Below are 24,096 nucleotides of genomic sequence, written 5' to 3' on the forward strand. Positions count from 1 at the left end.
CCAGACCCCGCCCACGACCCGGCAGGGGTTCCAGGGAGCATGCACGAGGGTGCGCCCGTCACGCAATGGTTGCTGCGATGTACAGGCGGTTCGCCCGGGGTTCAGGTGTCCGCGCCGCCCGCCCGGCCGAGGCGTACAGTGACCGCCCGGTCGAACAGGCGTTGAACCCGGTGACCGCCGTCCCAGGGAGCACACGCATGGCCGCACCGCACCGCACTCCCGACCGCCCCCGCCGGAGCGCCCCGCCCCCGGACTCCGCGACCGGCCTCGTCCGCTGGGCGGCCTTCAGCTGCTTCCTGGTCCCGGTGGTCCTGCTGTGGTGCGGCACCTCCCTCGCCGGCGCCGCGGGCACGGCCGGCGGGCTCGCCGCCGTCACGGCCGTCTGCCGCCTGCTGCTGCGCCGTTCGGAGCGCGGCGCGGCCCGGCCGCCGGCCGGTGCGCGGGCCCCGCACCGCGACCGCCGTCACGGGGCCGGACCGGGCCCGCACCGAGGCGGACGTCACAGCGGGGGAAATACACCGGTCGGCTGACCGGTTTCCGCGCACGCAAGCGCATCTTTTCAGCCAACTTCTGGACACCGCGCATCCTTTGGCCCGACCACCCCCCAACCCCCGTTCCACCTGCACGGACAGGGGGTCGAGGGCCCCACGCACCCTATGCGGATTGGCCACCGCCACGAGGCGCACTTCCCTGCACGGCCCACGAGTGCAACGCTTCGTGATCGAATGCTTCACGCCAAGTTGCCATGTCGACAATGTGCCGGTTGCCGAAGTCGGTCACCCCGGCACCACGGGACACAGTAGATTCGATCTTGACGTCTTACGGCGGGGGACTCGTGCAGGACCGAGGGGAAACGTGCAGGAGCGACACAACCGAGGAGCCGCGACCACCGAGGGGGGCTTAGCAGGATGAGCCACGACTCCACTGCCGCGCCGGAAGCCGCGGCCCGGAAGCTTTCCGGGCGACGCCGCAAGGAGATCGTCGCGGTGCTGCTGTTCAGCGGCGGCCCCATCTTCGAGAGTTCCATTCCGCTGTCGGTGTTCGGAATCGACCGCCAGGACGCCGGCGTACCGCGCTACCGCCTGTTGGTGGCGGCCGGTGAGGAAGGCCCGCTGCGGACCACAGGGGGCCTGGAACTGACCGCGCCACACGGGCTGGAGGCGATCTCACGCGCGGGCACGGTCGTCGTGCCGGCCTGGCGCTCGATCACCTCGCCGCCGCCGGAGGAGGCGCTCGACGCACTGCGCCGGGCCCACGAGGAGGGCGCCCGCATCGTCGGGCTGTGCACCGGCGCCTTCGTCCTCGCCGCGGCCGGCCTGCTGGACGGCCGCCCGGCGACCACACACTGGATGTACGCACCGACGCTGGCCAAGCGCTACCCGTCGGTCCACGTCGATCCGAGAGAACTCTTCGTCGACGACGGGGACGTGCTCACCTCGGCCGGCACCGCGGCCGGAATCGACCTGTGCCTGCACATCGTGCGGACCGACCACGGCAACGAGGCGGCCGGCGCGCTCGCCCGCCGACTGGTCGTCCCGCCGCGCCGGACAGGAGGCCAGGAGCGCTACCTGGACCGTTCTTTACCCGAGGAGATCGGCGCCGACCCGCTCGCCGAGGTCGTCGCCTGGGCGCTGGAGCACCTCCACGAGCAGTTCGACGTGGAGACCCTCGCGGCGCGCGCCTACATGAGCCGGCGCACCTTCGACCGCCGCTTCCGCTCGCTCACCGGGAGCGCTCCCCTGCAGTGGCTGATCACCCAGCGCGTGCTGCAGGCGCAGCGCCTGCTGGAGACGTCGGACTACTCGGTGGACGAGGTGGCCGGACGCTGCGGCTTCCGCTCCCCGGTGGCCCTGCGCGGCCACTTCCGCCGACAGCTGGGCTCGTCCCCGGCCGCGTACCGGGCGGCGTACCGGGCCCGGCGGCCGCAGAGCGAGCGGCCGGTCGAGCCGGAGGGCCCGGCGGCACCCGTCGGCGCCCCCGGACCGGCGCCGGCGCTGCACCCGGAGGGGCCGGTGCCGCCGCAGACCCGCCGCACCGCGGCGAGTGCGATGAGCTCGGCGCCGTCACCGGCCTCGGCGTACGCGGCGGCGTCCGCGTCCGACAACGGCCGCGACGCCTACCTGGCCGCCCGGGCGGCCGTGCCGGGACAGCGCAGCGGCACCTGATCCGGCGACGCCGGACGGACGGACCCGCTCCACCCGTCCGGCGTCCACAGCCGGTTCCCGTCCCGCGGTCCGGCGTCCGCCCAGGCTCTGCCCCGGCGTCGGCACCGGCACCGGGCGTCCCAAAGCCGGACGTCAGCTTTAGGGTGGTCGCATGAACGATCGCATGGTGTGGATCGACTGCGAGATGACCGGCCTCTCGCTGTCCGACGACGCGCTCATCGAGGTTGCCGCCCTCGTCACCGACTCCGAGCTGAACGTGCTCGGCGAGGGCGTGGACATCGTCATCCGCCCGCCGGACTCGGCACTGGAGACGATGCCGGAGGTGGTGCGTCAGATGCACACCGCGTCCGGGCTGCTGAACGAGCTCGCCGGCGGCACGACGCTGGCCGACGCCGAGGAGCAGGTCCTGACGTACGTCCGCGAACACGTCAAGGAGCCCGGCAAGGCCCCGCTGTGCGGGAACTCCGTCGGCACCGACCGCGGCTTCCTGCTGCGGGACATGCCCACGCTGGAGGACTACCTCCACTACCGCATCGTCGACGTCTCCTCCATAAAGGAGCTGGCCCGGCGCTGGTACCCGCGGGCGTACTTCAACAGCCCCGAGAAGAACGGCAACCACCGCGCCCTCGCCGACATCCGCGAGTCGATCGCCGAGCTGCGCTACTACCGGGAGGCGATCTTCGTGCCGCAGCCCGGCCCCGACTCGGACACCGCCAAGGCGATCGCCGCGAAGCACGTCCTGCCTGGGCGGTAGGCCTTCCGGGGCCGCCCGGAGGGGCGCCGCGAAAGCCGGGCGCGAGCACCCCTTCGGACCCTGTACACTTTTTCTCGGCCGGTCAGGGAAACCACAGATCTGAACCTCCGGTCATGGTGGGTGTAGCTCAGCTGGTAGAGCACCTGGTTGTGGTCCAGGATGTCGCGGGTTCGAGTCCCGTCACTCACCCTGAGTCACCAGCCGGTGACCTCGCGAAAGCGGGGTCACCGGCTGACTCGTTTCCCGGAGGCCCTCGTGCGCGCCGATGTCATCAGCACCCCCCGCCTCGACCTCCTCCCGCTGCGCGTCGACCACGCCGACGAGATGGCCGCCGTGCTGTCGGACCCCGCCCTGCACGCCTTCACCGGCGGCTCCCCCGCCTCCCCCGACGCCCTGCGGACCCGCTACGAACGTCTCGTCGCCGGATCCCCCGACCCGGCCGTCTCCTGGTGCAACTGGGTGCTGCACAGCCGCGCCGACGCCCGCCTCGTGGGAACCGTCCAGGCCACGGTCACCGGACCGGTCGCGGAGATCGCCTGGGTCGTCGGCACCCCCTGGCAGGGCCGCGGCCACGCCCGCGAGGCGGCCCGCGCCCTCGTCGGCTGGCTGGGCCGGCGCTCCACGCGCACGGTGATCGCCCACATCCACCCCGCCCACGCGGCCTCCGCCGCCGTCGCCACGGCCGCCGGACTGGCGCCGACGGACGAGGAGCAGGACGGCGAGACCCGCTGGCGCCTCGACCTGCGCGCCTGACACCGCCATCCCCACCGCCACCGCGCCCGCGACCGTCATCGCCACCGCGCCCGCGCCCGCGCCCGCGCCCGCGCGATCCTCAGCGGCCGGGCCGGTTCAGGAGGACGCTCGCGGCACCAGCTCCGTCGCCAGGACCATCTGGCGGCGCTCCAGGCCGCGCGACACGGCCGGGCGGCGGTCGGCGATCTCCGACATCAGGAGGTCGATCATGCGGCGGCCCATCTCCGCGATGGGCTGGCGGACACTGGTCAGCGGCGGGTCCATGTGGCGGGCTATCGCCGAGTCGTCGTAACCCACCAGGGCCACGTCGTCGGGGATGCGGCGGCCCTCCTCGCGCAGCACCTGACGGGCGCCGGCCGCCATGACGTCCGAGCCCGCGAAGACGGCGTCCAGGTCCGGAGAACGGGCCAGCAGCTTCGTCATCGCCCGGCGGCCGCCCTCCTCCGTGAAGTCGCCCGGCTCGATCAGCCGCTCGTCGACCTCCTGCCCCGCGTCGCGCAGGGCGTCACGGTAGCCGTCGACACGGCGCTGGGCACCGTAGACGTCGAGGCGGCCGGTGATGTGGGCGATCTTGCGGTGGCCGCGGGACAGCAGGTGCTCCACGGCCGAGCGCCCGCCGCCGTAGTTGTCCGAGTCCACCGACGTCAGCGTCTCCGCGGCCGACCGGGGACCGCTGATCACCGCCGGGATCTCCAGCTGCGCCAGCATGTCGGGCAACGGGTCGTCCGCGTGCACCGACACCAGCAGGACACCGTCCACCCGGTGCGCGGCCAGGTACTCCGCCAGGCGGCGGCGCTCGCGGTCGCTGCCGGCGAATATCAGCAGAAGCTGCATCTCCGTGTCCGACAACGCGGCGCCGACGCCCTTGAGCATGTCGGAGAAGTACGGCTCGGCGAAGAAACGTGTCTCCGGCTCGGGCACGACCAGGGCGATCGCGTCGGTCCGGTTGGCGGCGAGCGCACGGGCCGCCGTGTTCGGCACGTAGCCCAGCTCCGCGACCGCCGCCTCGACGGCGGCACGCGTCGCCTCGCTCACCCGCGGCGAGCCGTTGATCACCCGGGAGACCGTACCCCGGCCCACACCGGCGCGGGCGGCGACCTCCTCGAGGGTGGGCCGCCCGCCGCTGCGCCCCCGCACTCCGTGGCTTGCCATGGGCTTCGCCGCCTTCCCGCCGTCATCATCACGCTGGCCTTGGAATCTAACAGTCATGTCCGTCGGAACGACCGTCACCGGGGCTGCCACGCAGCCCCACCGGGTACCGGTCGACAGGCCGACAAGTCAGCCGCCCGTCGCCTGCGCGACCGGGGCTTGCGTCGCGGGCACCACTGGCGGTGATGCGTCGCACGCGTCCAGCCGTTCCCGGTTCCGGGACGGCAGGGGCCGCTGACCGGGCCCCGCGTCGCCACGACATCCATGCCCTGGCACGGATGTTGCGGGAGGCATTCCGGTCCGCGCGATCAACGAATCCGCAGGCCCGGCACGCGAACCAGGCCTGGGAGACCCGATTCGCCTTGTCCAGGTGCCCGCACTCGGCACAGGTGCGCGAGGTGTACGCCGGATCGACGTACACCACCGGCACACCGGCCAGACGGGCCTTGTACGCGATGAACCTTCTGAGCTGGGCGAAAGCCCAGGTGTGGAGCGTGGCCCGTTGGGGCTTGCCAAGCCGTACCCGTCCACGGATGCCGGTCAGGTCCTCCAGACCGACACCGCGCCCGGTGCGTTCAGCCTCGGCCACGATCCTCTTCGCGATCTTGTGATTGATGTCCCGCGTCCGCCGCGCTTCCTTGCGGCACCGGCGCCGCGCACGACGCTTCGCGGACTTGGTCTTCTTACCGTGCAGCTTGCTCCGCAACGCACGATCCCGCACCCGGCAGCGGTTGAGCTGCCGGCCTGACATGATCTCGCCGTCGCTGGTGGTGGCGATGTCCACGATCCCCAGGTCCACGCCGAGGAAGTCCACCGGCCCGGTGTTCAGCGCGGCTTCCGGTACCTCGCAGACTGCGTGCAGGAAAAAGGCACCGTCCCGCTTCACGAGGTCCGACTCGCCTCTGCGGTACCGAGCGAGCATGTCGAGCTGACGGGGACTGCCCGTGAAGGCGACCTGCTTGAGCCGTCCTTCGACCGTCCACAGGGCCACCGTGCGGCTCGCCGTCTGCCAGGACAGCATGCGGTCGTCGTACGGCTGCGCCGACTGCGGGCGGAACGCCACGGGCCGGGACACGTCCCTATGCTTTCGGGAGCGCTTCACGGAAGCGGGTGCGTTCACAGTCGCACGCATCACTGTGTAGGCGTCGGCCGTCTTCTTGACGACGTGCTGAGCGGCCTGGGCCCCCAGCCGCCAACGATGCCTGACCTCGGCGTAGCAGCGCTTGCGCAGGGCGAAGATCCTGAAATCCCTGGCCGCGAACGCCACCTCGGCAACCCAGGAAGCGGCCTCGTTGCAAGCGCGCAGGGTCGCGTCGAGGGCAGTGGCCTGAGCGGGTGTGGGCATCAGTTTGACCTGCACAACCAGCTTCACTCCATGGAGGCTATCCGCGTGATCAGCACGTCGCATACGAACAGATCAACCTCCCTCGGACGAGTGAGCAAGAGTTCGCGTCTCCCCGCCGTCCACGTCGACGGCACCGCTGTCCAGAGCACCGACGGCATGGATTCAGCGAAAGAAACATCTCGAAGCGATATAGCCGTGCCCGCTCCCTTGACACCCCCGCCCGAACCGACGAACCTTCAACACATCACCTGTGGGAGCGCTCCCACGGTACCTGACACATACATGTCCCGCACGTTCCCCGCCCGAGCCGCAGCAAGAAAAACGGGCCCAACAGTGCAGTTGGCCGGGGGGTCGGCACGTCAGGCAACAGGAGGACGCACATGCGTACGAGTACCCGGCTGGTGGCCTTCGCGGCCGTCGCCGCGCTGACCACAGGCCTGCTGGCCGGCTGCGCCAATGACTCGGACGACGACTCGTCGGGCTCGAACAGTGGTGGTGACGCCAAGGGCAAGACCACCCTGACGATAGGCACCTTCGGTGTCTTCGGCTACAAGCAGGCCGGCCTGTACGACGAGTACATGAAGCTGCACCCGAACATCTCCATCAAGGAGAACGTCACCACCAGGACCGACGTGTACTGGCCCAAGGTGCTCACCCGCCTGCAGGCCGGCTCCGGCACGGACGACATCCAGGCGATCGAGGTCGGCAACATCACCGAGGCCGTGCAGACGCAGGCCGACAAGTTCGTGGACCTCGGCAAGGAGGTCGACAAGTCGCAGTGGCTGGACTGGAAGAACGCCCAGGCCACGACCAAGGACGGCAAGCTGATCGGCCTCGGCACCGACATCGGCCCGATGGCGATCTGCTACCGCAAGGACCTGTTCAAGAAGGCCGGCCTGGAGACCGACCGCACCAAGCTCGCCGCTTCCTGGAAGGGCGACTGGGCGAAGTACGTCGACCTCGGCAAGCAGTACATGAAGAAGGCGCCGAGCGGCACGAAGTACGTCGACTCCGCCTCCTCCGTGTACAACGCGGCGCTCGGCGGCGGCAGCGAGCGGTACTACGACAAGGACGGCAACGTCATCTGGGACAAGTCCGACGGCGTGAAGAAGGCCTGGGACGCCGCGATGACCGTGGCGACCAGCAACATGTCGGCCAAGCTGAAGCAGTTCGACAAGCCGTGGGACCAGGGCTTCGCCAACGGCACCTTCGCGACGGTGGCCTGCCCGGCGTGGATGATGGGCTACATCGAGCAGAAGTCGGGTGACTCCGGCAAGGGCAACTGGGACGTGGCGGCGGCGCCGACCGCGGCCAACTGGGGCGGCTCCTTCGTCGGCGTGCCGACGGCGGGCAAGCACCAGAAGGAGGCCATCGCCCTGGCGAAGTGGCTGACCGCGCCCGAGCAGCAGGCGAAGGTGTTCGCCAAGCAGGCGAGCTTCCCGTCGACCCCGTCGGCGTACGCGAGCCTCAAGCCGGCCGCCGACACCACCTCGTACTTCTCCGACGCGCCGATCACCCAGATCTTCGCCGACTCGGCGAAGACCATCCCGGTCCAGTACTTCGGCGTCAAGGACCAGCCGATCAACACCGCGCTCACCGACGTCGGCATCCTCCAGGTCGAGCAGAAGGGCAAGTCGCCTTCGCAGGGCTGGGACGCCGCGAAGAACGAGATCAAGGACGTGCTCGGCCAGTGAGCAGCTCCAAGCAGGCTCTCGCGCATCCCGCGACGAGCGCCGACGCCGCGCCCGGCATCACGCCGGGCGCGGCCCGGGGCGCTCACGGTCGTGGTACGCCGTCCGGGGGCTCCGGCTCCTGGCGCAGCCGGCTGTACCGCTGGGACATGAAGGCGTCGCCGTACGCGTTCATCGCCCCCTTCTTCGTCATCTTCGGCGCCTTCTCGCTCGTCCCGCTGCTGTACACGGCCTGGTACTCGCTGCACAACGTGCAGCTGTCGTCGCTCGACACGCAGACCTGGGCCGGTCTGGACAACTACAAGAACCTGCTGTCCTCGGACTTCTTCTGGAACGCGCTGAAGAACACGCTCACCATCGGCGTGATCTCCACCGTGCCGCAGTTGCTCGCGGCGCTCGCGCTGGCGCACATGCTGAACTACAAGCTGCGCGGCTCGACCGCGTGGCGAGTCGTGATGCTCACTCCGTACGCCACCTCGGTGGCGGCGGCGACCCTGGTGTTCACGCTGCTGTACTCGTGGGACGGCGGCCTGGTGAACTGGCTGCTGGGCTTCATCGGTATCGATCCGGTCAACTGGCGTGAGGCGGACTGGGGTTCGCAGTTCGCGGTGTCCTCGATCGTGATCTGGCGGTGGACCGGCTACAACGCGCTGATCTACCTGGCGGCCATGCAGGCGATCCCGGCCGACCTGTACGAGTCGGCGGCCATCGACGGCGCCAGCCGCTGGGAGCAGTTCCGTCACGTGACGATCCCGATGCTGCGGCCGACGATCCTGTTCACGGTGGTCGTCTCCACGATCGGCGCCACGCAGCTGTTCGGTGAGCCGCTGCTGTTCGGCGGGGTGAGCGGTTCCAAGGGCGGCTCCGAGCACCAGTACCAGACGCTCGGCCTGTACATGTACGACCAGGGCTGGATCATCGGCAACCTCGGCAAGGCGTCCGCGATCGCCTGGTCGATGTTCCTGATCCTGTTGATCATCGCCGCGGTCAATCTGCTGATCAACCGACGTCTGAGGAAGACCCATGACGGCTAGTGAACTGACGTTGCCTCAGTCGAAGGTGGAGGACGGCGGCCGGAAGTCCCGGCGGCCCCGGGTGATGGGCGCGGGCAAGCAGCTGGACGCCGGCCCGGTCACCTATGTGGTGCTGACGGTGTTCGCGCTGGTCTCGCTGGCCCCGCTGGTGTGGACGGCGATCGCGGCCTCGCGCACCGACCAGCGGCTGGCGCAGACGCCGCCGCCGCTGTGGTTCGGCGGGAACCTGTTCAAGAACCTGCAGACCGCGTGGGACGAGGCCGGACTCGGCACCGCGATGGTCAACAGCACCCTGGTGGCGGGCACCATCACCATCAGCACCGTGCTGTTCTCCACGCTCGCCGGGTTCGCCTTCGCCAAGCTGAAGTTCAAGTTCTCCGGCGTGCTGCTGCTGCTGACGATCGGCACCATGATGATCCCGCCGCAGCTGGCCGTCGTACCGCTGTACCTGTGGATGTCGGACCTCGGCTGGTCGAACCAGCTCCAGACGGTCATCCTGCCGACGCTGGTGACCGCCTTCGGCACGTTCTTCATGCGGCAGTACCTGGTCCAGGCGCTGCCGAGCGAGCTGATCGAGGCGGCGCGGGTGGACGGCGCGAGCAGCCTGCGGATCGTGTGGCACGTGGTCTTCCCCGCGGCGCGGCCGGCGATGGCGGTGCTGGGCCTGCTGACCTTCGTGTTCGCCTGGAACGACTTCCTGTGGCCGATCATCGCCCTGAACCAGCAGAACCCGACCGTGCAGGTGGCCCTGAACTCGCTGGGTACGGGGTACGTCCCCGACCAGGCGGTGATCATGGCGGGTGCCCTGCTCGGCACGCTTCCGCTGCTCATCGCCTTCCTGCTGTTCGGCAAGCAGATCGTGGGCGGCATCATGCAGGGCGCGATCAAGGGCTGACGCGCCGCCGAGTTCTCGGGAGCCGGGTCAGCGCCGCCCCGGCCCCCTCTCCTCTTCTTCCTTCGACCCTTCGGTCTCCACGACCATTTTGGGAGCGCTTCCATGCCTGAGCCCGCAACGCCGGCGACCCCGGTGACCTTTCCTCCCGCCTTCCTCTGGGGCGCCGCGACCTCCGCGTACCAGATCGAGGGGGCGGCTCGGGAGGACGGCCGTACGCCCTCGATCTGGGACACCTTCAGCCATACGCCGGGCAAGACGGCAGGCGGCGAGCACGGTGACATCGCTGTCGACCACTACCACCGTTACCGCGAGGACGTGGCGATGATGGCCGACCTCGGCCTGAACGCCTACCGTTTCTCGATCTCCTGGTCGCGGGTGCAGCCGACCGGCCGGGGCCCGGCCGTGCAGGTGGGGCTGGACTTCTACCGGCGGCTGGTGGACGAGCTGCTGGAGCGCGGCATCAAGCCGGCCGTCACCCTCTACCACTGGGACCTGCCGCAGGAGCTGGAGGACGCGGGCGGCTGGCCGGAGCGGGACACCGCGTTCCGGTTCGCCGAGTACGCCCAGATCGTCGGCGAGGCACTGGGCGACCGGGTGGAGCAGTGGATCACCCTGAACGAGCCGTGGTGCAGTGCGTTCCTGGGCTACAGCTCGGGTGTGCACGCGCCGGGCCGTACGGAGCCGGAGGCCTCGCTGAAGGCCGCGCACCACCTGAACCTGGCGCACGGGCTGGGCACCACCGCCCTGCGGTCCGTCATGCCGGCCCGCAACCAGGTCGCGATCAGCCTGAACTCGTCGGTGGTGCGGCCGCTGTCGCAGACCCCGGCCGACCTGGCGGCGGTCCGCAAGATCGACGACCTGGCCAACGGCGTCTTCCACGGTCCGATCCTGCACGGCGCGTACCCCGAGACCCTGTTCGAGGCGACCGCGTCGGTCACCGACTGGTCGTACGTCCTGGACGGCGACCTGCGCGTGATCCAGCAGCCGCTGGACGCGCTGGGCCTGAACTACTACACGCCGGCCCTGGTGTCCGCGACGGACGCGGACGCGCGCGCGCCGCGGGCCGACGGGCACGGCGCGAGCGACCACTCGCCCTGGCCGGGCGCGGACGACGTGGCCTTCCACCAGACGCCGGGCGAGCGCACGGAGATGGGCTGGACCATCGACCCGACGGGTCTGCACGACCTGATCATGCGCTACACCCGGGAGGCGCCGGGCCTGCCGCTGTACATCACGGAGAACGGCGCGGCCTACGACGACAAGCCCGACTCGGACGGCCGCGTCCACGACCCGGAGCGGATCGCCTACCTGCACGGCCATCTGGCGGCGGTGCGCCGGGCGATCACCGACGGCGCGGACGTACGCGGCTACTTCCTGTGGTCCCTGATGGACAACTTCGAGTGGGCGTACGGCTACGGCAAGCGCTTCGGCGCGGTGTACGTCGACTACGCGACGCTGGCCCGCACGCCGAAGTCGAGCGCCCACTGGTACGGCAAGGCGGCGCGCACCGGCGCGCTGCCGCCGGTGGAGGCCGCCTGAGCGCGGTGCGCTGAGAGCGGGGGCCCCGGGAGCGGGGGGCGGGGCGCGGCGCCTGTGGGGGGCGCCGCGCCCCGGACTTTCCTGCGGCGGCGTCGGCACCGGGCCGGGCGCCGCCGTCGCACTGCCGGGGGCCGGGGGGCCGGGAGTTCAGCGGACGCGGGCGGGACGCCCGCGGCGGCGTACGGTTCCCCGGTGGCCCCGGCGGGCGGGCGGGCGCTCCCGTGCGTCGAGCTGGATCCAGACGCGCACCTCGGTGCCACCCAGCACCGATGAGCCGATCCGCACGTCGCCGCCGGTGGACTCGGCGAGGCGGCGCACGATGTCCAGGCCCAGGCCGGTCGAGCCGTCGGCGCCGGATCCGCGCCCGCGGGCCATGGCCGCCTCCGGGTCGGCGATGCCCGGCCCGGCGTCGGACACGAGCACGATCACCGCGTCCTCGCCGTTGTGCAGGTCGACGGCGAAGGCGGTGCCCTGCGGGGTGTGCCGGAAGACGTTGCCGAGCAGCGCGTCCAGGGCGGCCGCGAGGTCCGCGCGGGCCACGGGTATGCGCACCGGCCGGCCGGCGCCGGCCACCCGCCACTTGCGGCCCTCGTCCTCCGCGAGCGCCGACCAGAACGCCATCCGCTCCCGGACCACCTCGGCCGCGTCGCATCCGGCGCCGGGACCGGCGGCCGCGGTCTGCGGCTTGGCCTCGCGGGCGGTGCGGATGATGGTGTCGACCTCGCGCTCCAGCTGGGCGACGGCCGCGCGGGTCTGCTCGGCGGCGGGCCCGTCGCCGAGCGAGGCCGCGTTCAGCCGCAGCACGGTCAGCGGGGTGCGCAGCCGGTGCGACAGGTCGGCGGCGAGCTCCCGTTCGTTGGCGAGGAGTTGGACGACCTGGTCGGCCATCGAGTTGAACGCCACGGCCGCGAGCCGCAGTTCGGTCGGTCCGTCCTCCGGCACGCGGGCGCCCAGCTTGCCCTCCCCCAGGTCGTGCGCGCCCTCGGCCAGGCGCTGGGCGGGCCGCACCATGCGGACGCCCAGCCGGTCGGCGACCGCGACCGAGCCGACGACGAGTGCGGCGCCGACGGCGGCGAGCACCGCCCAGGCCGTGCCGACGCCGTTGCTGACCTCGGACTCGGGGACGTAGACCTCGACGACGGCGATCGTGCCGGAGCTCAGCGCGACCGGCTGGAGCAGCGTGGAGCCGCCGGGGACCTCGGTGGTGGAGGCGCGGCCCAGTTTCCGCACGGTCGCGATGTCCTCGTCGGCGGCGCGCTGCCGGCCGAGGTCGACGGCCGCCCTGCCGTCGGCCGGCGGTATGTGCACGGCCATTCCGGCGTCCGAGCCGGCGGAGGCGACGACCTTCTCCAGCTGGCCGCGTTCGGTGGTGATGGACAGCGCCGGGGCGAGGGCGGCGGCCTCCCGCTCGGCGCCTGAGAAGGCGCGGTCGCGGGCCATCTCCCGGACGACCAGCCCGAGCGGCACCGCGAAGGCGACCACGACCATGGCGGTGACCGCGAGGCAGACCTTGACCAGTGCCCACCTCATCGCGGCTGCGCCGGGGGCCGGTCGGCGGGCGGCTCCAGTTTCACGCCGACGCCGCGCAGGGTGTGCAGGTAGCGGGGGTGCGCGGCGGTCTCGCCCAGCTTGCGGCGCAGCCACGACAGGTGGACGTCGATGGTCTGGTCGTCGCCGTAGGACTGCCGCCACACCTCGGCGAGCAGTTCCTTGCGGGGGACGACGACGCCGGGGCGGCCGGCCAGGAAGGCGAGCAGGTCGAACTCGCGGCGGGTGAGGCCGAGTCGGACGCCGTCCAGTTCGGCCCGGCGGCGCAGCGGGTCGACGGTCAGGCCGCCGACCCGCAGGACGCTGGAGTGCGGGGCCTCGCCGGCGGCCGGGCGGGACCGTCTGAGGACGGCCGCCATCCGCGCGGACAGGTGCTCGGCGGAGAACGGCTTGGTCAGGTAGTCGTCCGCGCCCGCGTTGAGCAGCCGGACGATCTCCGTCTCGTCGTCGCGGGCGGTGGCGATGATCACGGGCACGTCGGTGATGCCGCGCAGCATCTTCAGGGCCTCGGACCCGTCCAGGTCGGGCAGACCGAGGTCCAGGACGACGACGTCGAACCGGACATGGGCGACCTCGCGCAGCGCCTCCAGCGCCGTGCCGACACTGCGCACCGTGTGGGCGGCGTCGGTCAGGTGCCGGATCAGCGCCGAGCGCACGAACTGGTCGTCCTCGACCACGAGCACACTTGCCATGCGCGGCACCGTACGCCATGCGGGCGCACCTCACCGGGGCCTGTGGACAACTCCCGCCGCGTGCGACTCCCGGGGCTGGTGGGGCAGTATGGCCGACGATGCGCAGAGGACTCGTACACGTACTGGCGTGGTTGCTCGCCACCGGCGCGGCGGTGACGCTGTCGTGGTTCGGCGTCCACACCGTGCTGGCGGGCACGGCCTACGACCCGCCGCGCGCCCTGCCCGTCACGGCGGCGGGCGCGACCGCGCGGGAGGCGGAGCCGCGGGCGTCGTCGACGTGGCGGCCGTCCCCGCCGGCGAGCCCCTCGCACCGGCGGTCCGCGGCCCCGACGTCCACGCCGACGCCGTCGTCGTCGCGGACCCCGGCGACGCGCCCCGGCCCGTCCGCGTCCGCCACCGGCCGGGTCCAGAGCTACGACACCGACGGCGGCCGTGCGGTGTTCGACCTCGGCGAGACGTCCGCGACGCTGGTGTCGGCGACGCCGGGTGCGGGGTGGTCGATGCAGGTGTGGAAGACGGAGTCGTGGATCCGGGTGGAGTTCGCCTCCGGCGCGGACCGGGTGTCGGTGTTCTGCACCTGGCACGACGGCCCGCCGCGCGTGGACATCGGCACCTACTGAGCGGGGTCAGGTCACCTGCTGGGCCGGCTCAGGTCACCTGCTGGGCCGGTGGGGCCGTCTGCTGAGCCGGTCCGGGTCAGCGGAGCACCGGGCGTCAGCGGAACGCCGAGGGCGGCGGTGCCGGTGAGGCGACCGCGGCCTCGTCCGTGACGGCGGCCGCCCCGCCGGTGAAGTCGCGCAGCGCGCGGCCGTGTTCGACCCGGCCGGGGTGCGGGTCCCCCGCCGCCTTCCGGGTCAGCTCGGCGACCGGCAGCGGGGCGTCGGAGGCGACGAGGACGGCGTTGCCGAACCGCTTGCCGCGCAGCACCGTCGGGTCGGCGACCAGGGCGAGTTCGGGGAAGCGGGCGGCGGCGGTGGCGATCTGGCCGCGCAGGTGGGCGAGCGGCGGTCCGTCGGCGAGGTTCGCGGCGTACAGGCCACCCGGCCGCAGTGCCCGGCGGACCTCGTCGAGGAACTCGGTGGAGGTCAGGTGGGCGGGCGTGCGGGCCCCGCTGAAGACGTCGGCGACGATCAGGTCGGCCCAGCCGTCGGGCACCTTGCGCAGGCCCTCGCGGGCGTCGGCGCAGCGCACCCGTATCCGTGCGTTCGGGTCCAACGGCAGCTCGCAGCGCACCAGTTGGACCAGTGCCGCGTCGCGTTCGACGACCTGCTGGGTGGAGCGGGGGCGGGTGGCGGCGACGTAGCGGGCGAGGGTGAGTGCCCCGCCGCCCAGGTGCACGGCGTGGACGGGCTTCCCGGCCGGCGCGGCGAGGTCGACGACGTGCCCGAACCGGCGCTGGTACTCGAAGGCGAGATGGCCCGGGTCGTCGAGGTCGACGTGCGACTGCGGCGCGCCGTCGATCAGCAGCGTCCAGGCGCGCGCCCGGTCCCGGTCGGGTACGAGTTCGGCGAGCCCGCCGTCGACGGCCTCGACGACGTGTGCGGCACCGCTCCCGCGCCGGGCGTTCCTGGGCTTTCCCATGGCGGCCATTGTCGCAACCGGCCGACGGCGCCGCCCTCGGGGCCCGGGTCAGTGGCAGTTGTCGGCGGCCTCGATCATGCGGGCCGCCTCTCCCAGCGCCCGGCGCAGTACGGCCGGGTCGGTGGCGAGGTCCGCCTCGCCGGGCGGCAGCAGCCAGTCCGCCCCCTCCACCGGCGGCCCGGGGTCCCGGCTCAGGCCCCGCGCGTCGGTCTCGGTGCAGGTGCTGCCCGGGACGTCCCACGCGGCGGCCGTGCCGGGCGGCACCACGAAGCCGAGCGTGTCGCCGCAGTCGTCGTGCAGCACCGGCCCGACCGCGTCGCACGCGCCGCGCCGCAGGATGTCGACCGCCTCCAGTCCCTGCCGCGCCGGAACCGTCACCACGTCGCAGCCGGGGGCGGCCGATGGCGGGCCGCCGCGCTCCGGGGCCGGCGGGCGCCCCGCGGTCGTCAGCGGCGGGCGCGGCGTCCGCGCCGTCCGCGGTCCGGTGCTCTGCCTGGTCTCCATCCCGGCCTCCACCACGGAACTCCTTCCAACGAGCGGGCGGCCCGGGAGTCGGGCGGCTCCCGGCCCACGGGGTTCAACGCGCCAGGGCGTCAACGGCTACGGCGGAAGTCCGCCGTAAGGGATGGCAGTTCATGGCAGATCGTGGGGGAGACGTCCGGTTTGCCGCCAAACCCTGCGTGGCGGGTCCGGTACAGCGAGTACCTTCTTCCCCGCCGGAAACAGGGGGACGGCCCCGGCACGGGGTCGGCTCACCACGGGTCCGGCATGGTTCGACGGTTCGCGAGGAAGGACCCGGCCATGGCGTCGTCGAAGGGGTCAGCGTCCGCACCCGCGGGGCGGCCACGGCCGAACCTCGTCTTCCGGCGGTTGCGCGGGCGGCGCTCGCCGGCCGAGTTCGCCGCGGCGGTGCGGCGGGCGGCCCGCGAGATCGGTGAACGGGTGAGCTGCGACGCGCGCTACATCGGCCGGGTCGAGGCGGGTGAGATCCGGTGCCCGAACTACGCCTACGAGCGGGTGTTCCTGCACATGTTCCCCGGCCGCACGCTCGCCGACCTGGGGTTCGTGCCGCGTTCGTCCGTACGCGGGCGAGGGGCGCGCACCGCCGAGGACGCGCCCCTCGCGCGGCCGGCGGCCCCGGCGCCCGCCGCGGATGAGACGAGGAGCGCCTTCGGGCCGTATGACACGCAGGACCGGAAACACACACCCGAGCACCACGAGAATCACGAGGAGAGCGACGTGCTGCGGCGCGGATTCATGACCGGCGGGGGTGCCACGGTGGCCGCCGCCTCGCTGGTGGGCCCCCTGGGGCTCGCCCTGGACGCCGCGGCCGCGGAGCGGCCCGTCCGGCGCCCGGGGGCGAGCGACGCGGGCGCCCTGGAGGAAGCCGTGCGCCGGATCCGGCTGCTCGACGACCGGCACGGCGCCGACGGCCTCTACCGGCGCGCGGCTGCCCCGTTGCGCGCCGCGTACGCGCTGCTGGACGCCGGCGCGACCCGGCAGGCGACCGCCGACCGGCTCCACTCGGGCGCGGGCGAACTGGCCATCTCGGTGGGCTGGCTGGCGCACGACTCGGGGCGCTTCGACGACGCCCGCTCGCACTACGCGGAGGCGCTCGCGACCGCCCGGATGACCGGTGACGACGCCCTGGAGGCACACGCCTTCTGCAACATGGCGTTCCTCGCGCGCGACGCCGGCCGGCCGCGCGAGGCGGTGCGGGCGGCGCAGGCCGCGCAGCGCGTCGCCCGTTCCCTGGGCTCGCACCGGCTGATGTCGCTGCTGGCGCTGCGGGAGGCCGGCGGCTGGGCGGGGCTGGCCGACCGCACCGGCTGCGAACAGGCCCTCGCCCGCGCGCAGGCCCTCCACGACCGCGGCCCCTCGGACGCCGACCCCGAGTGGATGAGCTTCTACGGGGAGGCCGAGCTGCAGGGGCTGGAGGCGCAGTGCTGGTCGGCGCTGGGCGACTGGCCGCGCGCGGCGCGGCACGCGCGCCGGGCCGCGCACCTGCAGGACCCGCACTTCACCCGCAACATCGCGCTGTACACCGCGGAACTGGCGGACGACCTCGCGCGCGGCGGCCGCCCGGACGAGGCCGCGGCGGCGGGCATGCGGGTGCTGGACCTGCTGGGCCAGGTCCAGTCGTCGCGCGTGCAGACCATGCTGGCGGGCACGGCCCGGGTGCTGCTGCCCCACCGGCGGGCCTCGGGAGTCTCCCCCTTCCTGGACCGCCACGCCGCCTCCCCCCGCCCCACCTGACCCCCCACGACCGCGACGACGGACGCGCCGGAAGCCGCGGGCGCGGGGGCCGGCCGGCCGCGACGGCGCGGAGAACGCCGGCCGCAAGGCGACGGGCGGACCCGGGGCCGGGAGGAGGCTGCCCGAGCGGTGCCGCGCGGGCCACCCCGGGAGGCACGCGCGGCACACGGGCAGACCGCGCGGGGAGGCCGCCGGCGCCCGCGCCGACGACTTCGGTCACGAACCCACGGGCGGACCCGGCGCCGGGAGGGCGCCGGGCAGGCCGAGGCAGCTGCGAGCGCTGCGCCGACGCGGGCAACCCCGGCGAAGCGCGGGCGGCACGCGGACCCTCCGGGCGGGAAGCCGTCCGCGACCGCGCCGAGGACGTCGGCCACGTGGCGACGGGCCAGGGCCGGAAGCCGCCGGGCAGTCCGGAGGCGCCGCGAGCGCCACGCGACAGCGGGTGACCCCGGGAAGGCACCGGTAGCCCAGGCGCGGAACCCGCCGCCCACGACCGCCCCGACGACGTCGGCCACGAGCCCACGGGCGGGCCGGGGCCGGGAGGGCGGCGCCGAGCCGTCCGAGCAGGGCGCGAGCGGTGCGCGGACGCGGGCGACCGCGGGGAGGCGCGGGCGGCGGCGTGAGCCAAGTGGTCGCGCCTGCGGGGCCGGGGCTACGGCGTCAGGTGGCCGGAGTCGTTCCAGCTTTCTATGGCGGGCTCGCCGTAGGCCCAGCCGAGGACCGACAGGGAGGCGGGGCTGAGCCTGATGCGGGCGGCGAAGTCGAGCGGCAGGCCCAGCCAGCGGGCGCCGATGGTCCGCAGGATGTGCCCGTGCGCGAACACGAGCACGTCGCGGTCCTCGGCCCGCGCCCAGGCCACCACCTCGTCCGCCCGGGCGGTCACCTCGGCCAGGCTCTCACCCTCCGGCACGCCGTCGCGCCAGATCAGCCAGCCCGGCCGGAGGGCCTGGATCTCGCCCGGGGTCATGCCCTCGTACGCGCCGTAGTCCCACTCCACGAGCGTGTCCCAGGTCCGCGCCCGCTCGCCGAACCCGGCGAGCCGGCAGGTCTCACGCGCGCGTGCCAGCGGGCTGGTGCGGACCTCGACGTCGGGCAGCCCCGCGAAGGGGGCGCGCCGCAGCCGCTCGCCGAGCAGCTCGGCGCCGCGCCGGCCCTCCTCCAGCAGCGGTACGTCGGTCCTGCCGGTGTGCTTGCCGGACATCGACCACTCGGTCTGTCCGTGCCGGGCCAGCAGGATGCGCGGTGCCATGGAAGGGGCCTTTCCGGATGGGTCCGAGGGGGAAGGCATCCATCATCGCCTACGCCGCTCAGGGGCAACCCGGCGGGCGACGCCGGCGTCTTTGAGGTCCGGGGGCTCCCCCGGGATGCCGTACGACGCCGTAAAGTGACACGTCCCGATCAACGGGCACGCGCGCCAGAGCGAAGGGGGAGGCGATCGGATGCCGCAGACCGAGATACCGGGCACGGAGGCGGCCCGCACCCGCCTGCGCTGGTGGACGGAGCTGCCGCTGATCCTGCTCGTCTACGCCTGCTACTCCGCCGGCCGGCTGCTCGCCCGCGGCGACACCGCGGGCGCCGTCGACCACGGCCTGTCGATCCTGCAGATCGAGAAGGTCCTGCACATCAACGCCGAGCACCCGCTCAACCGCCTGTTCACGCGCGAGGCGTGGCTCGGCGTGCCGGCCGACTTCTGGTACGCGTCGCTGCACTACCTGGTCACGCCCGCGGTGCTGATCTGGCTGTTCCGCTCGCGCGCCCAGCACTACCGGACGGCCCGCACCTGGCTGATGACGTCCACCTTCATCGGACTGATCGGCTTCACGCTGCTGCCGACCTGCCCGCCCCGCCTGCTGTCGGCGGGCCACGGCTTCGTCGACACGATGGCCCAGTACAGCTCCTACGGCTGGTGGGGCGGCGCCGCCAGCGCCCCCAAGGGCCTCGGCGGCATGACGAACCAGTACGCGGCGATGCCCAGCCTGCACGTGGGCTGGTCGCTGTGGTGCGGGGTGATGCTGTGGCGCCACGGCAGTACGCCCGCCGCGCGGGCCGCCGGGATCGCCTACCCGCTGCTGACCACGATCGTGGTCATGGGCACCGCCAACCACTACTTCCTCGACGCGGTCGCGGGCGCCTTCGTGATGGGCGTGGGCCTGCTGCTGGCGCCGTACGTGATGCGCCGCGCGGACGTGCTCCGGGCCCGTGTCCCGTTCGCCGCACGGCTCTCCGGCGCCTCTGGTTCCCCGATTGTCAGTGCCGGATGCCAGACTTCCGCGGGTGAGCGAATTCCACGTCAGCGCGAGTCCCGGACCGGAGCCGGAGCCGGGCCGGACGCCTCTTCCACGGACGCGGGCGAAGGCGCTCCGGCAGCGGCTCGCTGAGCTGCGGGGGCCCGGCGTACCGGCCAAGGCGCTGGACGCCCGCGCCCTGGCCGCCCTCGCCGCCAACCCGGGCTGCAGACGGCGCGCGATCCTCGACGGCGCCGGGGTGAACAAGGCGGCGCTGGCGGGCGCGCTGGGCTCGCCGTCGGTTTTCGGGCAGTCCCAGTTCGCGTTCGTGCGGGGCAACGCGTTCGAGGCGAAGGTCAAGGCGGACGGCGGCGCGGAGCTGCTGCGGCTGGTGCGCGAGAAGCTGGACCGGACCGCCGAGCCGCCCGTCGACGCGCGCGTGCCCGACCTGGCCGCCACCGGCCCCGAGGGCCGAGCCGCCCGTACGGCGCTGGCGCTGCGCGAGGCCGCCGCGGCCCCGGGCGACTGGACCCTGTTCGACCATCCGATGCTCGCGCTCGACGTGGCCGGCTCCCCCGCGTTCCTGGAGCCGGACGCGGTGGTGGTGCACCCCGACGGCAGCTGGACGGTCGTGGAGATCAAGTCCTTCCCGATGCTGGACGGCTCCGCCGACCCGGCGAAGGTGGGCGCGGCGGCCCGGCAGGCGGCGGTGTACGTGCTGGCCCTGGAGGAGGTGGCCGCCCGCCTCGACCCGGCGCCCGAGGTGCGGCACCGGATCCTCCTGGTGTGCCCCAAGGACTTCTCCAACCTGCCCACCGCCTCCGCCGTCGACGTCCGCAAGCAGCACGCGGTCACCCGTCGGCAGCTCGCCCGCCTCACCCGCGTGCAGGACATCGCCGACGCGCTGCCCGAGGGCACCTGCTTCTCCCCCGAGCTGCCCGCCGCCGAGCTGACGGCGGCGGTGGAGTCGGTGCCGGCGACGTACGCGCCGGAGTGCCTGTCCTCCTGCGAGCTGGCCTTCCACTGCCGCGACCGCTCCCGCGCGGCCGGCTCGGTGACCTCCCTCGGCCGCCCGGTCCGCGCCGAACTGGGCGGCCTCCGCACGGTCGAGGAGGTCCTGGCGGCGGCCCGCGCGGAGGCCGGGGACCCGGATGATCCGGCCGTCGCGGCGCTGCGCCGGGCGGCACGGCTGCGGGCAGAGGCGCTGGGGGGCGATGCGCTGAGGGGCGATGCGCTGAGGGCAGAGCCCCTGGGGGACGAGGCTCTGCGGGCCGATGCGCTGGGGGCCGTGACCGCGGGAGGTGCGGCCCGATGACCGCCGTACCCGCCACGGGCCCCAGGCGCACCACCGGCCGCCCACACCGCCCCGCCGCACCGGCGCACCCCCGCGCGACCCACCGCCCGCACCACCCCGCCGCACCGGCCCGCTCCCACCAAACCCACCCGGCCCACCGGGCCCACCGGGCCCACCCGGATCACGTCGCCGCGCCGGCCGCCCCCCGCCCGGAGGCCGCCCCGTGTCGCTGATCACCACGCTCGCCCGGCTGGAGGCCGTCCGCTCCGGGCGCGCCCAGCCCGCCGCCACCGTCCGGCACCGGCACCTGTCCGAGCGGCCCCTGGTCCTCGTGCCGCTCACCACCGCCGGTGAGGCCGGCGCCCCGCTCGGCGCGCTCGTCGGCACCGACCGGGACGCGCCGCGCCTGCTGGTGGTGGCGCAGCCGCGCGACCGGGACCTCAGGTTCGCCTTCCTCGCCGAACTGGCGGACGTGATCCTGCCGTACATCGAGGACCACGCCGGCCAGGTGGAGGCGGCCGAGCGCACCGACACCGACCCGGAGACCGGCAAGCGGGTCAAGGTCGAGGTCGAACTGTGCTCCGACGCCCCGCAGTTGATCGTGCCCAGCCGCGCGGGCATCGACTTCGTACGGCTGCTCGGGCGCTCCATGCGGTTCCGGCGCACCGCGGAGCAGGACCCGGAGACCCCGTACCCCGCGCCGCCGCGGGTGCCGCTGCTCGGGCGGTGGCTGACCCACTACGCGGAGCGGGCCCGTATGCCGGGCTCCTCGCTGCTGCTGGCGATGACCGACGTCCTGGGCAGGCACTGGGCCACCGGCCAGTCCACCCTGGAGGACCAGCACCTCGGCGCGCTGCTGGCCTGGATCGCCCCTCCCCGGGAGGGTGCGACCGGCGCCGAGGCCGCCCTGCACGCCGAGCTGGCGCGGGACGCGCGCGGCCAGTTGCGGTGCCCTCCGGCCGGCCCGGCGACCGACCCGGCGTTCGACAACAAGCTGCTCGCCCCGGCCGTCGAGCGCTACGACCGCGCGCGCACCGCTCTCGCCGCCGCCGAGGACGGCCTGCAGGCGGACGACCGGCTCGCCGAGCTCACCGCCGCCGAGCGGGAGATCGGCGCCCTGATCGAGAGCGTCACCCGGCCCACCTGGGAGCGGGTGTGGGACGGCCTCGCCCTGCTGCGCACGCTGCCCGAGGGGGCGCACGTCGAGGAGCGGTGGACGCGGGACCGCTGGTCGTTCACCGGCCACCGCGACCGGGTCGCCGCGGGCGAGCCGCCGCAGCCGCGCCGGGACGACGCGGTGACCGCCGCGAACAAGCTGGCCGCGCGTGAGCGCGAGCAGGCCCGCCTGGAGGCGCAGGAGGCCCTCGACGATCCGCTGGTGATGGCCGGGCGCCGGCTGGCCGGGGAGGCGTTCGCCGGTGAGGTCACGGACGTCGTGATGGCGTACAGCGAGGGCAAGCGGCCCAGCCCCCGGCCGCTGGTCACCGTCCGCACGGACGACCGGCCGCAGCTGGGCGAGCGCGTGAAGGTGTACCGCTCGCTGGGCGGCAGGCCGCAGGCGGCGGAGTTCGCCGGGCGGGAGGACGACGGCCTGCTGGTGCTGCGGATCCTCGACAAGATGGGCCGCGGCAAGGAGCCCGAGGCCGGTTCGCTGCCGGAGAAGGGCGACCTGGTCTGCTTCACCCTGTTCGAGCACGAGCAGCGGGGCGGCCCGAAGCTGCCCGACCCCGAGCGGACGCCGTGGACGCACGGCGGGCCGCCCGGCGAGGCCGTCCCCGAGCCGGCCGACCCGACGACCGAGGAGGACGTCCTGTGACCGCCGTCTTCGACCCCGGCGCCGCGGCGGCCGCGGCCACCGAGGCGATCCTGCACGACACGCTGCACGGCGCCGACCGGGGCGTGGTCGTGGACTCCCCGCCCGGCGCCGGCAAGTCCACGCTCGTGGTGCGGGCCGCGCTGGAACTGGCCGGCGCCGGGCGCCCGCTGATGGTGGTCGCGCAGACCAACGCCCAGGTCGACGACCTGGTGCTCAGGCTCGCGGAGAAGGACCCCGAGCTGCCGGTCGGCCGCCTGCACAGCAGCGACGCCGACCCGTACGACAAGGCGCTCGACGACCTGCCGAACGTGCGCAAGTCGGCGAAGGCCGCCGATCTCGCGGGGCTCGCCGTCGTCGTCTCCACCGCCGCGAAGTGGGCGCACGTCAAGGTCGACGAGCCGTGGCGGCACGCGATCGTCGACGAGGCGTACCAGATGCGGTCGGACGCGCTGCTCGCGGTGGCCGGCCTGTTCGAGCGGGCGCTGTTCGTGGGCGACCCGGGCCAGCTGGACCCGTTCTCGATCGTGGGCGGCGAGCAGTGGGCGGGGCTGTCGTACGACCCGTCGGCCTCCGCGGTGACGACCCTGCTCGCCCACAATCCCGGGCTGCCGCAGCACCGCCTCCCGGTCTCCTGGCGGCTGCCGGCGTCGGCCGCGCCCCTGGTCTCGGACGCCTTCTACCCCTACACCCCGTTCCGCAGCGGCACCGGCCACGGCGACCGGCGGCTGGCCTTCGCCGTCCCGTCCGACGGTTCCGGCCCCGACCGGGTGATCGACGAGGCGGCCGAGTCGGGCTGGGGACTGCTGGAGCTGCCGGCCCGGCACACGCCCCGCACCGACCCGGAGGCGGTGCGGGCGGTGGCGGCGGTCGTCCGGCGGCTGCTGGACCGCGGCGGCGCGGCGGTGTCCGAGCGCTCCGAGGTCCCGGCTCCCCTGACGGCCGGCCGGATCGCCGTCGGCACGGCCCACCGCGACCAGGCGGCGGCCGTCCGCTCGGCGCTGGCCGAACTGGGCGTCGCGGACGTCACGGTCGACACCGCCAACCGCCTCCAGGGCCGCGAGTACGACGTCACGGTGGTCCTGCACCCGCTCTCCGGCCGCCCCGACGCCACCGCCTTCCACCTGGAGACGGGCCGCCTGTGCGTGCTGGCCTCCCGGCACCGGCACGCCTGCATCGTGGTGTGCCGCGCGGGCGTGAGCGACCTGCTGGACGACTACCCCTCGACGGAACCGGTCCAGCTGGGCACGCTCGTGAAGTTCCCGGACGGCTGGGAGGCCAACCACGCGGTCCTGGCCCGCCTGTCGGAGCACCGCGTCCCGGTCCGGCCGTGACCGCCGGCCCCGTCGTCCGGGCGGCCCG

The 24,096-nt window shown here is 73.8% G+C and carries 21 protein-coding genes and 1 tRNA gene; 15 read left to right on the plus strand and 7 right to left on the minus strand.

From position 1 onward, the window contains the following. Positions 1-197 precede the first annotated feature (197 nt). From ACH4ZX_RS08445 to ACH4ZX_RS08465, 5 genes are all read left to right on the plus strand, one after another. Positions 198-530: a hypothetical protein gene (locus ACH4ZX_RS08445; protein ID WP_398269477.1), complete on the plus strand. Its 333-nt coding sequence runs from the start codon at positions 198-200 to the stop codon at positions 528-530. Positions 531-908: 378 nt separating this feature from the next. Beyond that, the gene (locus ACH4ZX_RS08450) at positions 909-2,165 is read left to right on the plus strand and encodes a helix-turn-helix domain-containing protein (protein ID WP_398269480.1); all 1,257 of its coding nucleotides are present in this window, start codon (positions 909-911) and stop codon (positions 2,163-2,165) included. Between the two features lie 151 nt (positions 2,166-2,316). Further along, on the plus strand, positions 2,317-2,919 hold the full coding sequence (orn, locus tag ACH4ZX_RS08455) for an oligoribonuclease (protein WP_360759873.1): 603 nt from the start codon (positions 2,317-2,319) through the stop codon (positions 2,917-2,919). Positions 2,920-3,035: 116 nt separating this feature from the next. After that, positions 3,036-3,108 (plus strand) — tRNA-His (locus ACH4ZX_RS08460). Between the two features lie 66 nt (positions 3,109-3,174). Then, on the plus strand, positions 3,175-3,672 hold the full coding sequence (locus tag ACH4ZX_RS08465; RefSeq protein ID WP_398269484.1) for a GNAT family N-acetyltransferase: 498 nt from the start codon (positions 3,175-3,177) through the stop codon (positions 3,670-3,672). A gap of 96 nt (positions 3,673-3,768) precedes the next feature. Here ACH4ZX_RS08465 and ACH4ZX_RS08470 read toward each other — a convergent pair whose 3' ends face one another. Together ACH4ZX_RS08470 and ACH4ZX_RS08475 are read right to left on the minus strand one after the other, a co-directional pair. Beyond that, positions 3,769-4,824: a LacI family DNA-binding transcriptional regulator gene (locus ACH4ZX_RS08470; RefSeq protein WP_398269487.1), complete on the minus strand. Its 1,056-nt coding sequence runs from the start codon at positions 4,822-4,824 to the stop codon at positions 3,769-3,771. A 46-nt stretch (positions 4,825-4,870) separates the two neighbouring features. Further along, positions 4,871-6,193, minus strand: a complete 1,323-nt coding sequence (locus ACH4ZX_RS08475; protein ID WP_398269490.1) for an RNA-guided endonuclease InsQ/TnpB family protein — start codon at positions 6,191-6,193, stop codon at positions 4,871-4,873. A gap of 353 nt (positions 6,194-6,546) precedes the next feature. On the opposite strand from ACH4ZX_RS08475, the gene ACH4ZX_RS08480 reads away from it, so the two are divergent. The 4 genes from ACH4ZX_RS08480 to ACH4ZX_RS08495 all read left to right on the plus strand — a co-directional run bounded on the left by ACH4ZX_RS08480 (position 6,547) and on the right by ACH4ZX_RS08495 (position 11,325). Beyond that, entirely contained in the window at positions 6,547-7,860 is a 1,314-nt protein-coding gene (locus ACH4ZX_RS08480) for an ABC transporter substrate-binding protein (RefSeq protein ID WP_398269493.1), read from the plus strand. Next, on the plus strand, positions 7,857-8,891 hold the full coding sequence (locus ACH4ZX_RS08485; protein WP_398269496.1) for a carbohydrate ABC transporter permease: 1,035 nt from the start codon (positions 7,857-7,859) through the stop codon (positions 8,889-8,891). The genes ACH4ZX_RS08480 and ACH4ZX_RS08485 overlap by 4 nt, the downstream gene beginning before the upstream one ends. Beyond that, entirely contained in the window at positions 8,881-9,786 is a 906-nt protein-coding gene (locus tag ACH4ZX_RS08490) for a carbohydrate ABC transporter permease (protein ID WP_398269499.1), read from the plus strand. Before ACH4ZX_RS08485 ends, ACH4ZX_RS08490 begins: the two co-directional genes overlap by 11 nt. A gap of 102 nt (positions 9,787-9,888) precedes the next feature. Further along, on the plus strand, positions 9,889-11,325 hold the full coding sequence (locus ACH4ZX_RS08495; protein WP_398269502.1) for a GH1 family beta-glucosidase: 1,437 nt from the start codon (positions 9,889-9,891) through the stop codon (positions 11,323-11,325). 147 nt (positions 11,326-11,472) lie between these two features. Here ACH4ZX_RS08495 and ACH4ZX_RS08500 read toward each other — a convergent pair whose 3' ends face one another. Further along, complete coding sequence (locus tag ACH4ZX_RS08500) at positions 11,473-12,855, minus strand: sensor histidine kinase (RefSeq protein WP_398269505.1); 1,383 nt, start codon at positions 12,853-12,855, stop codon at positions 11,473-11,475. Next, positions 12,852-13,565 (minus strand): response regulator transcription factor, encoded by a 714-nt coding sequence (locus ACH4ZX_RS08505; protein ID WP_398269508.1) that lies wholly within the window; start codon positions 13,563-13,565, stop codon positions 12,852-12,854. The genes ACH4ZX_RS08500 and ACH4ZX_RS08505 overlap by 4 nt, the downstream gene beginning before the upstream one ends. Positions 13,566-13,663: 98 nt before the next feature. On the opposite strand from ACH4ZX_RS08505, the gene ACH4ZX_RS08510 reads away from it, so the two are divergent. Next, positions 13,664-14,185, plus strand: coding sequence for a hypothetical protein (locus tag ACH4ZX_RS08510; RefSeq protein ID WP_398269511.1), 522 nt, complete (start codon positions 13,664-13,666; stop codon positions 14,183-14,185). A gap of 94 nt (positions 14,186-14,279) precedes the next feature. Here ACH4ZX_RS08510 and ACH4ZX_RS08515 read toward each other — a convergent pair whose 3' ends face one another. Then, positions 14,280-15,146 carry a spermidine synthase gene (locus ACH4ZX_RS08515; protein WP_398269514.1) on the minus strand — a complete coding sequence of 289 codons (867 nt, stop codon included), beginning with the start codon at positions 15,144-15,146 and terminating at the stop codon, positions 14,280-14,282. A gap of 48 nt (positions 15,147-15,194) precedes the next feature. Beyond that, complete coding sequence (locus ACH4ZX_RS08520; protein WP_398269517.1) at positions 15,195-15,650, minus strand: hypothetical protein; 456 nt, start codon at positions 15,648-15,650, stop codon at positions 15,195-15,197. A gap of 297 nt (positions 15,651-15,947) precedes the next feature. Between ACH4ZX_RS08520 and ACH4ZX_RS08525 the strand changes: the two genes are divergently transcribed. Continuing rightward, positions 15,948-17,402 carry a tetratricopeptide repeat protein gene (locus ACH4ZX_RS08525; RefSeq protein ID WP_398269519.1) on the plus strand — a complete coding sequence of 485 codons (1,455 nt, stop codon included), beginning with the start codon at positions 15,948-15,950 and terminating at the stop codon, positions 17,400-17,402. A gap of 652 nt (positions 17,403-18,054) precedes the next feature. On the opposite strand, the gene ACH4ZX_RS08530 is transcribed toward ACH4ZX_RS08525, so the two are convergent. Further along, entirely contained in the window at positions 18,055-18,651 is a 597-nt protein-coding gene (locus tag ACH4ZX_RS08530; protein ID WP_398269522.1) for a histidine phosphatase family protein, read from the minus strand. A gap of 190 nt (positions 18,652-18,841) precedes the next feature. On the opposite strand from ACH4ZX_RS08530, the gene ACH4ZX_RS08535 reads away from it, so the two are divergent. The 4 genes from ACH4ZX_RS08535 to ACH4ZX_RS08550 all read left to right on the plus strand — a co-directional run bounded on the left by ACH4ZX_RS08535 (position 18,842) and on the right by ACH4ZX_RS08550 (position 24,068). Beyond that, the gene (locus ACH4ZX_RS08535) at positions 18,842-19,780 is read left to right on the plus strand and encodes a phosphatase PAP2 family protein (RefSeq protein ID WP_398269524.1); all 939 of its coding nucleotides are present in this window, start codon (positions 18,842-18,844) and stop codon (positions 19,778-19,780) included. After that, positions 19,677-20,942, plus strand: coding sequence for a hypothetical protein (locus tag ACH4ZX_RS08540; RefSeq protein ID WP_398269526.1), 1,266 nt, complete (start codon positions 19,677-19,679; stop codon positions 20,940-20,942). The genes ACH4ZX_RS08535 and ACH4ZX_RS08540 overlap by 104 nt, the downstream gene beginning before the upstream one ends. Before the next feature lie 202 nt (positions 20,943-21,144). Continuing rightward, entirely contained in the window at positions 21,145-22,737 is a 1,593-nt protein-coding gene (locus ACH4ZX_RS08545) for a hypothetical protein (protein WP_398269528.1), read from the plus strand. Next, positions 22,734-24,068, plus strand: coding sequence for an AAA domain-containing protein (locus ACH4ZX_RS08550; protein WP_398269531.1), 1,335 nt, complete (start codon positions 22,734-22,736; stop codon positions 24,066-24,068). The genes ACH4ZX_RS08545 and ACH4ZX_RS08550 overlap by 4 nt, the downstream gene beginning before the upstream one ends. The last annotated feature ends 28 nt before the right edge of the window (positions 24,069-24,096 follow it).

This window comes from Streptomyces sp. NPDC020490, assembly GCF_044335305.1.
Classification (GTDB): Bacteria; Actinomycetota; Actinomycetes; order Streptomycetales; family Streptomycetaceae; genus Streptomyces.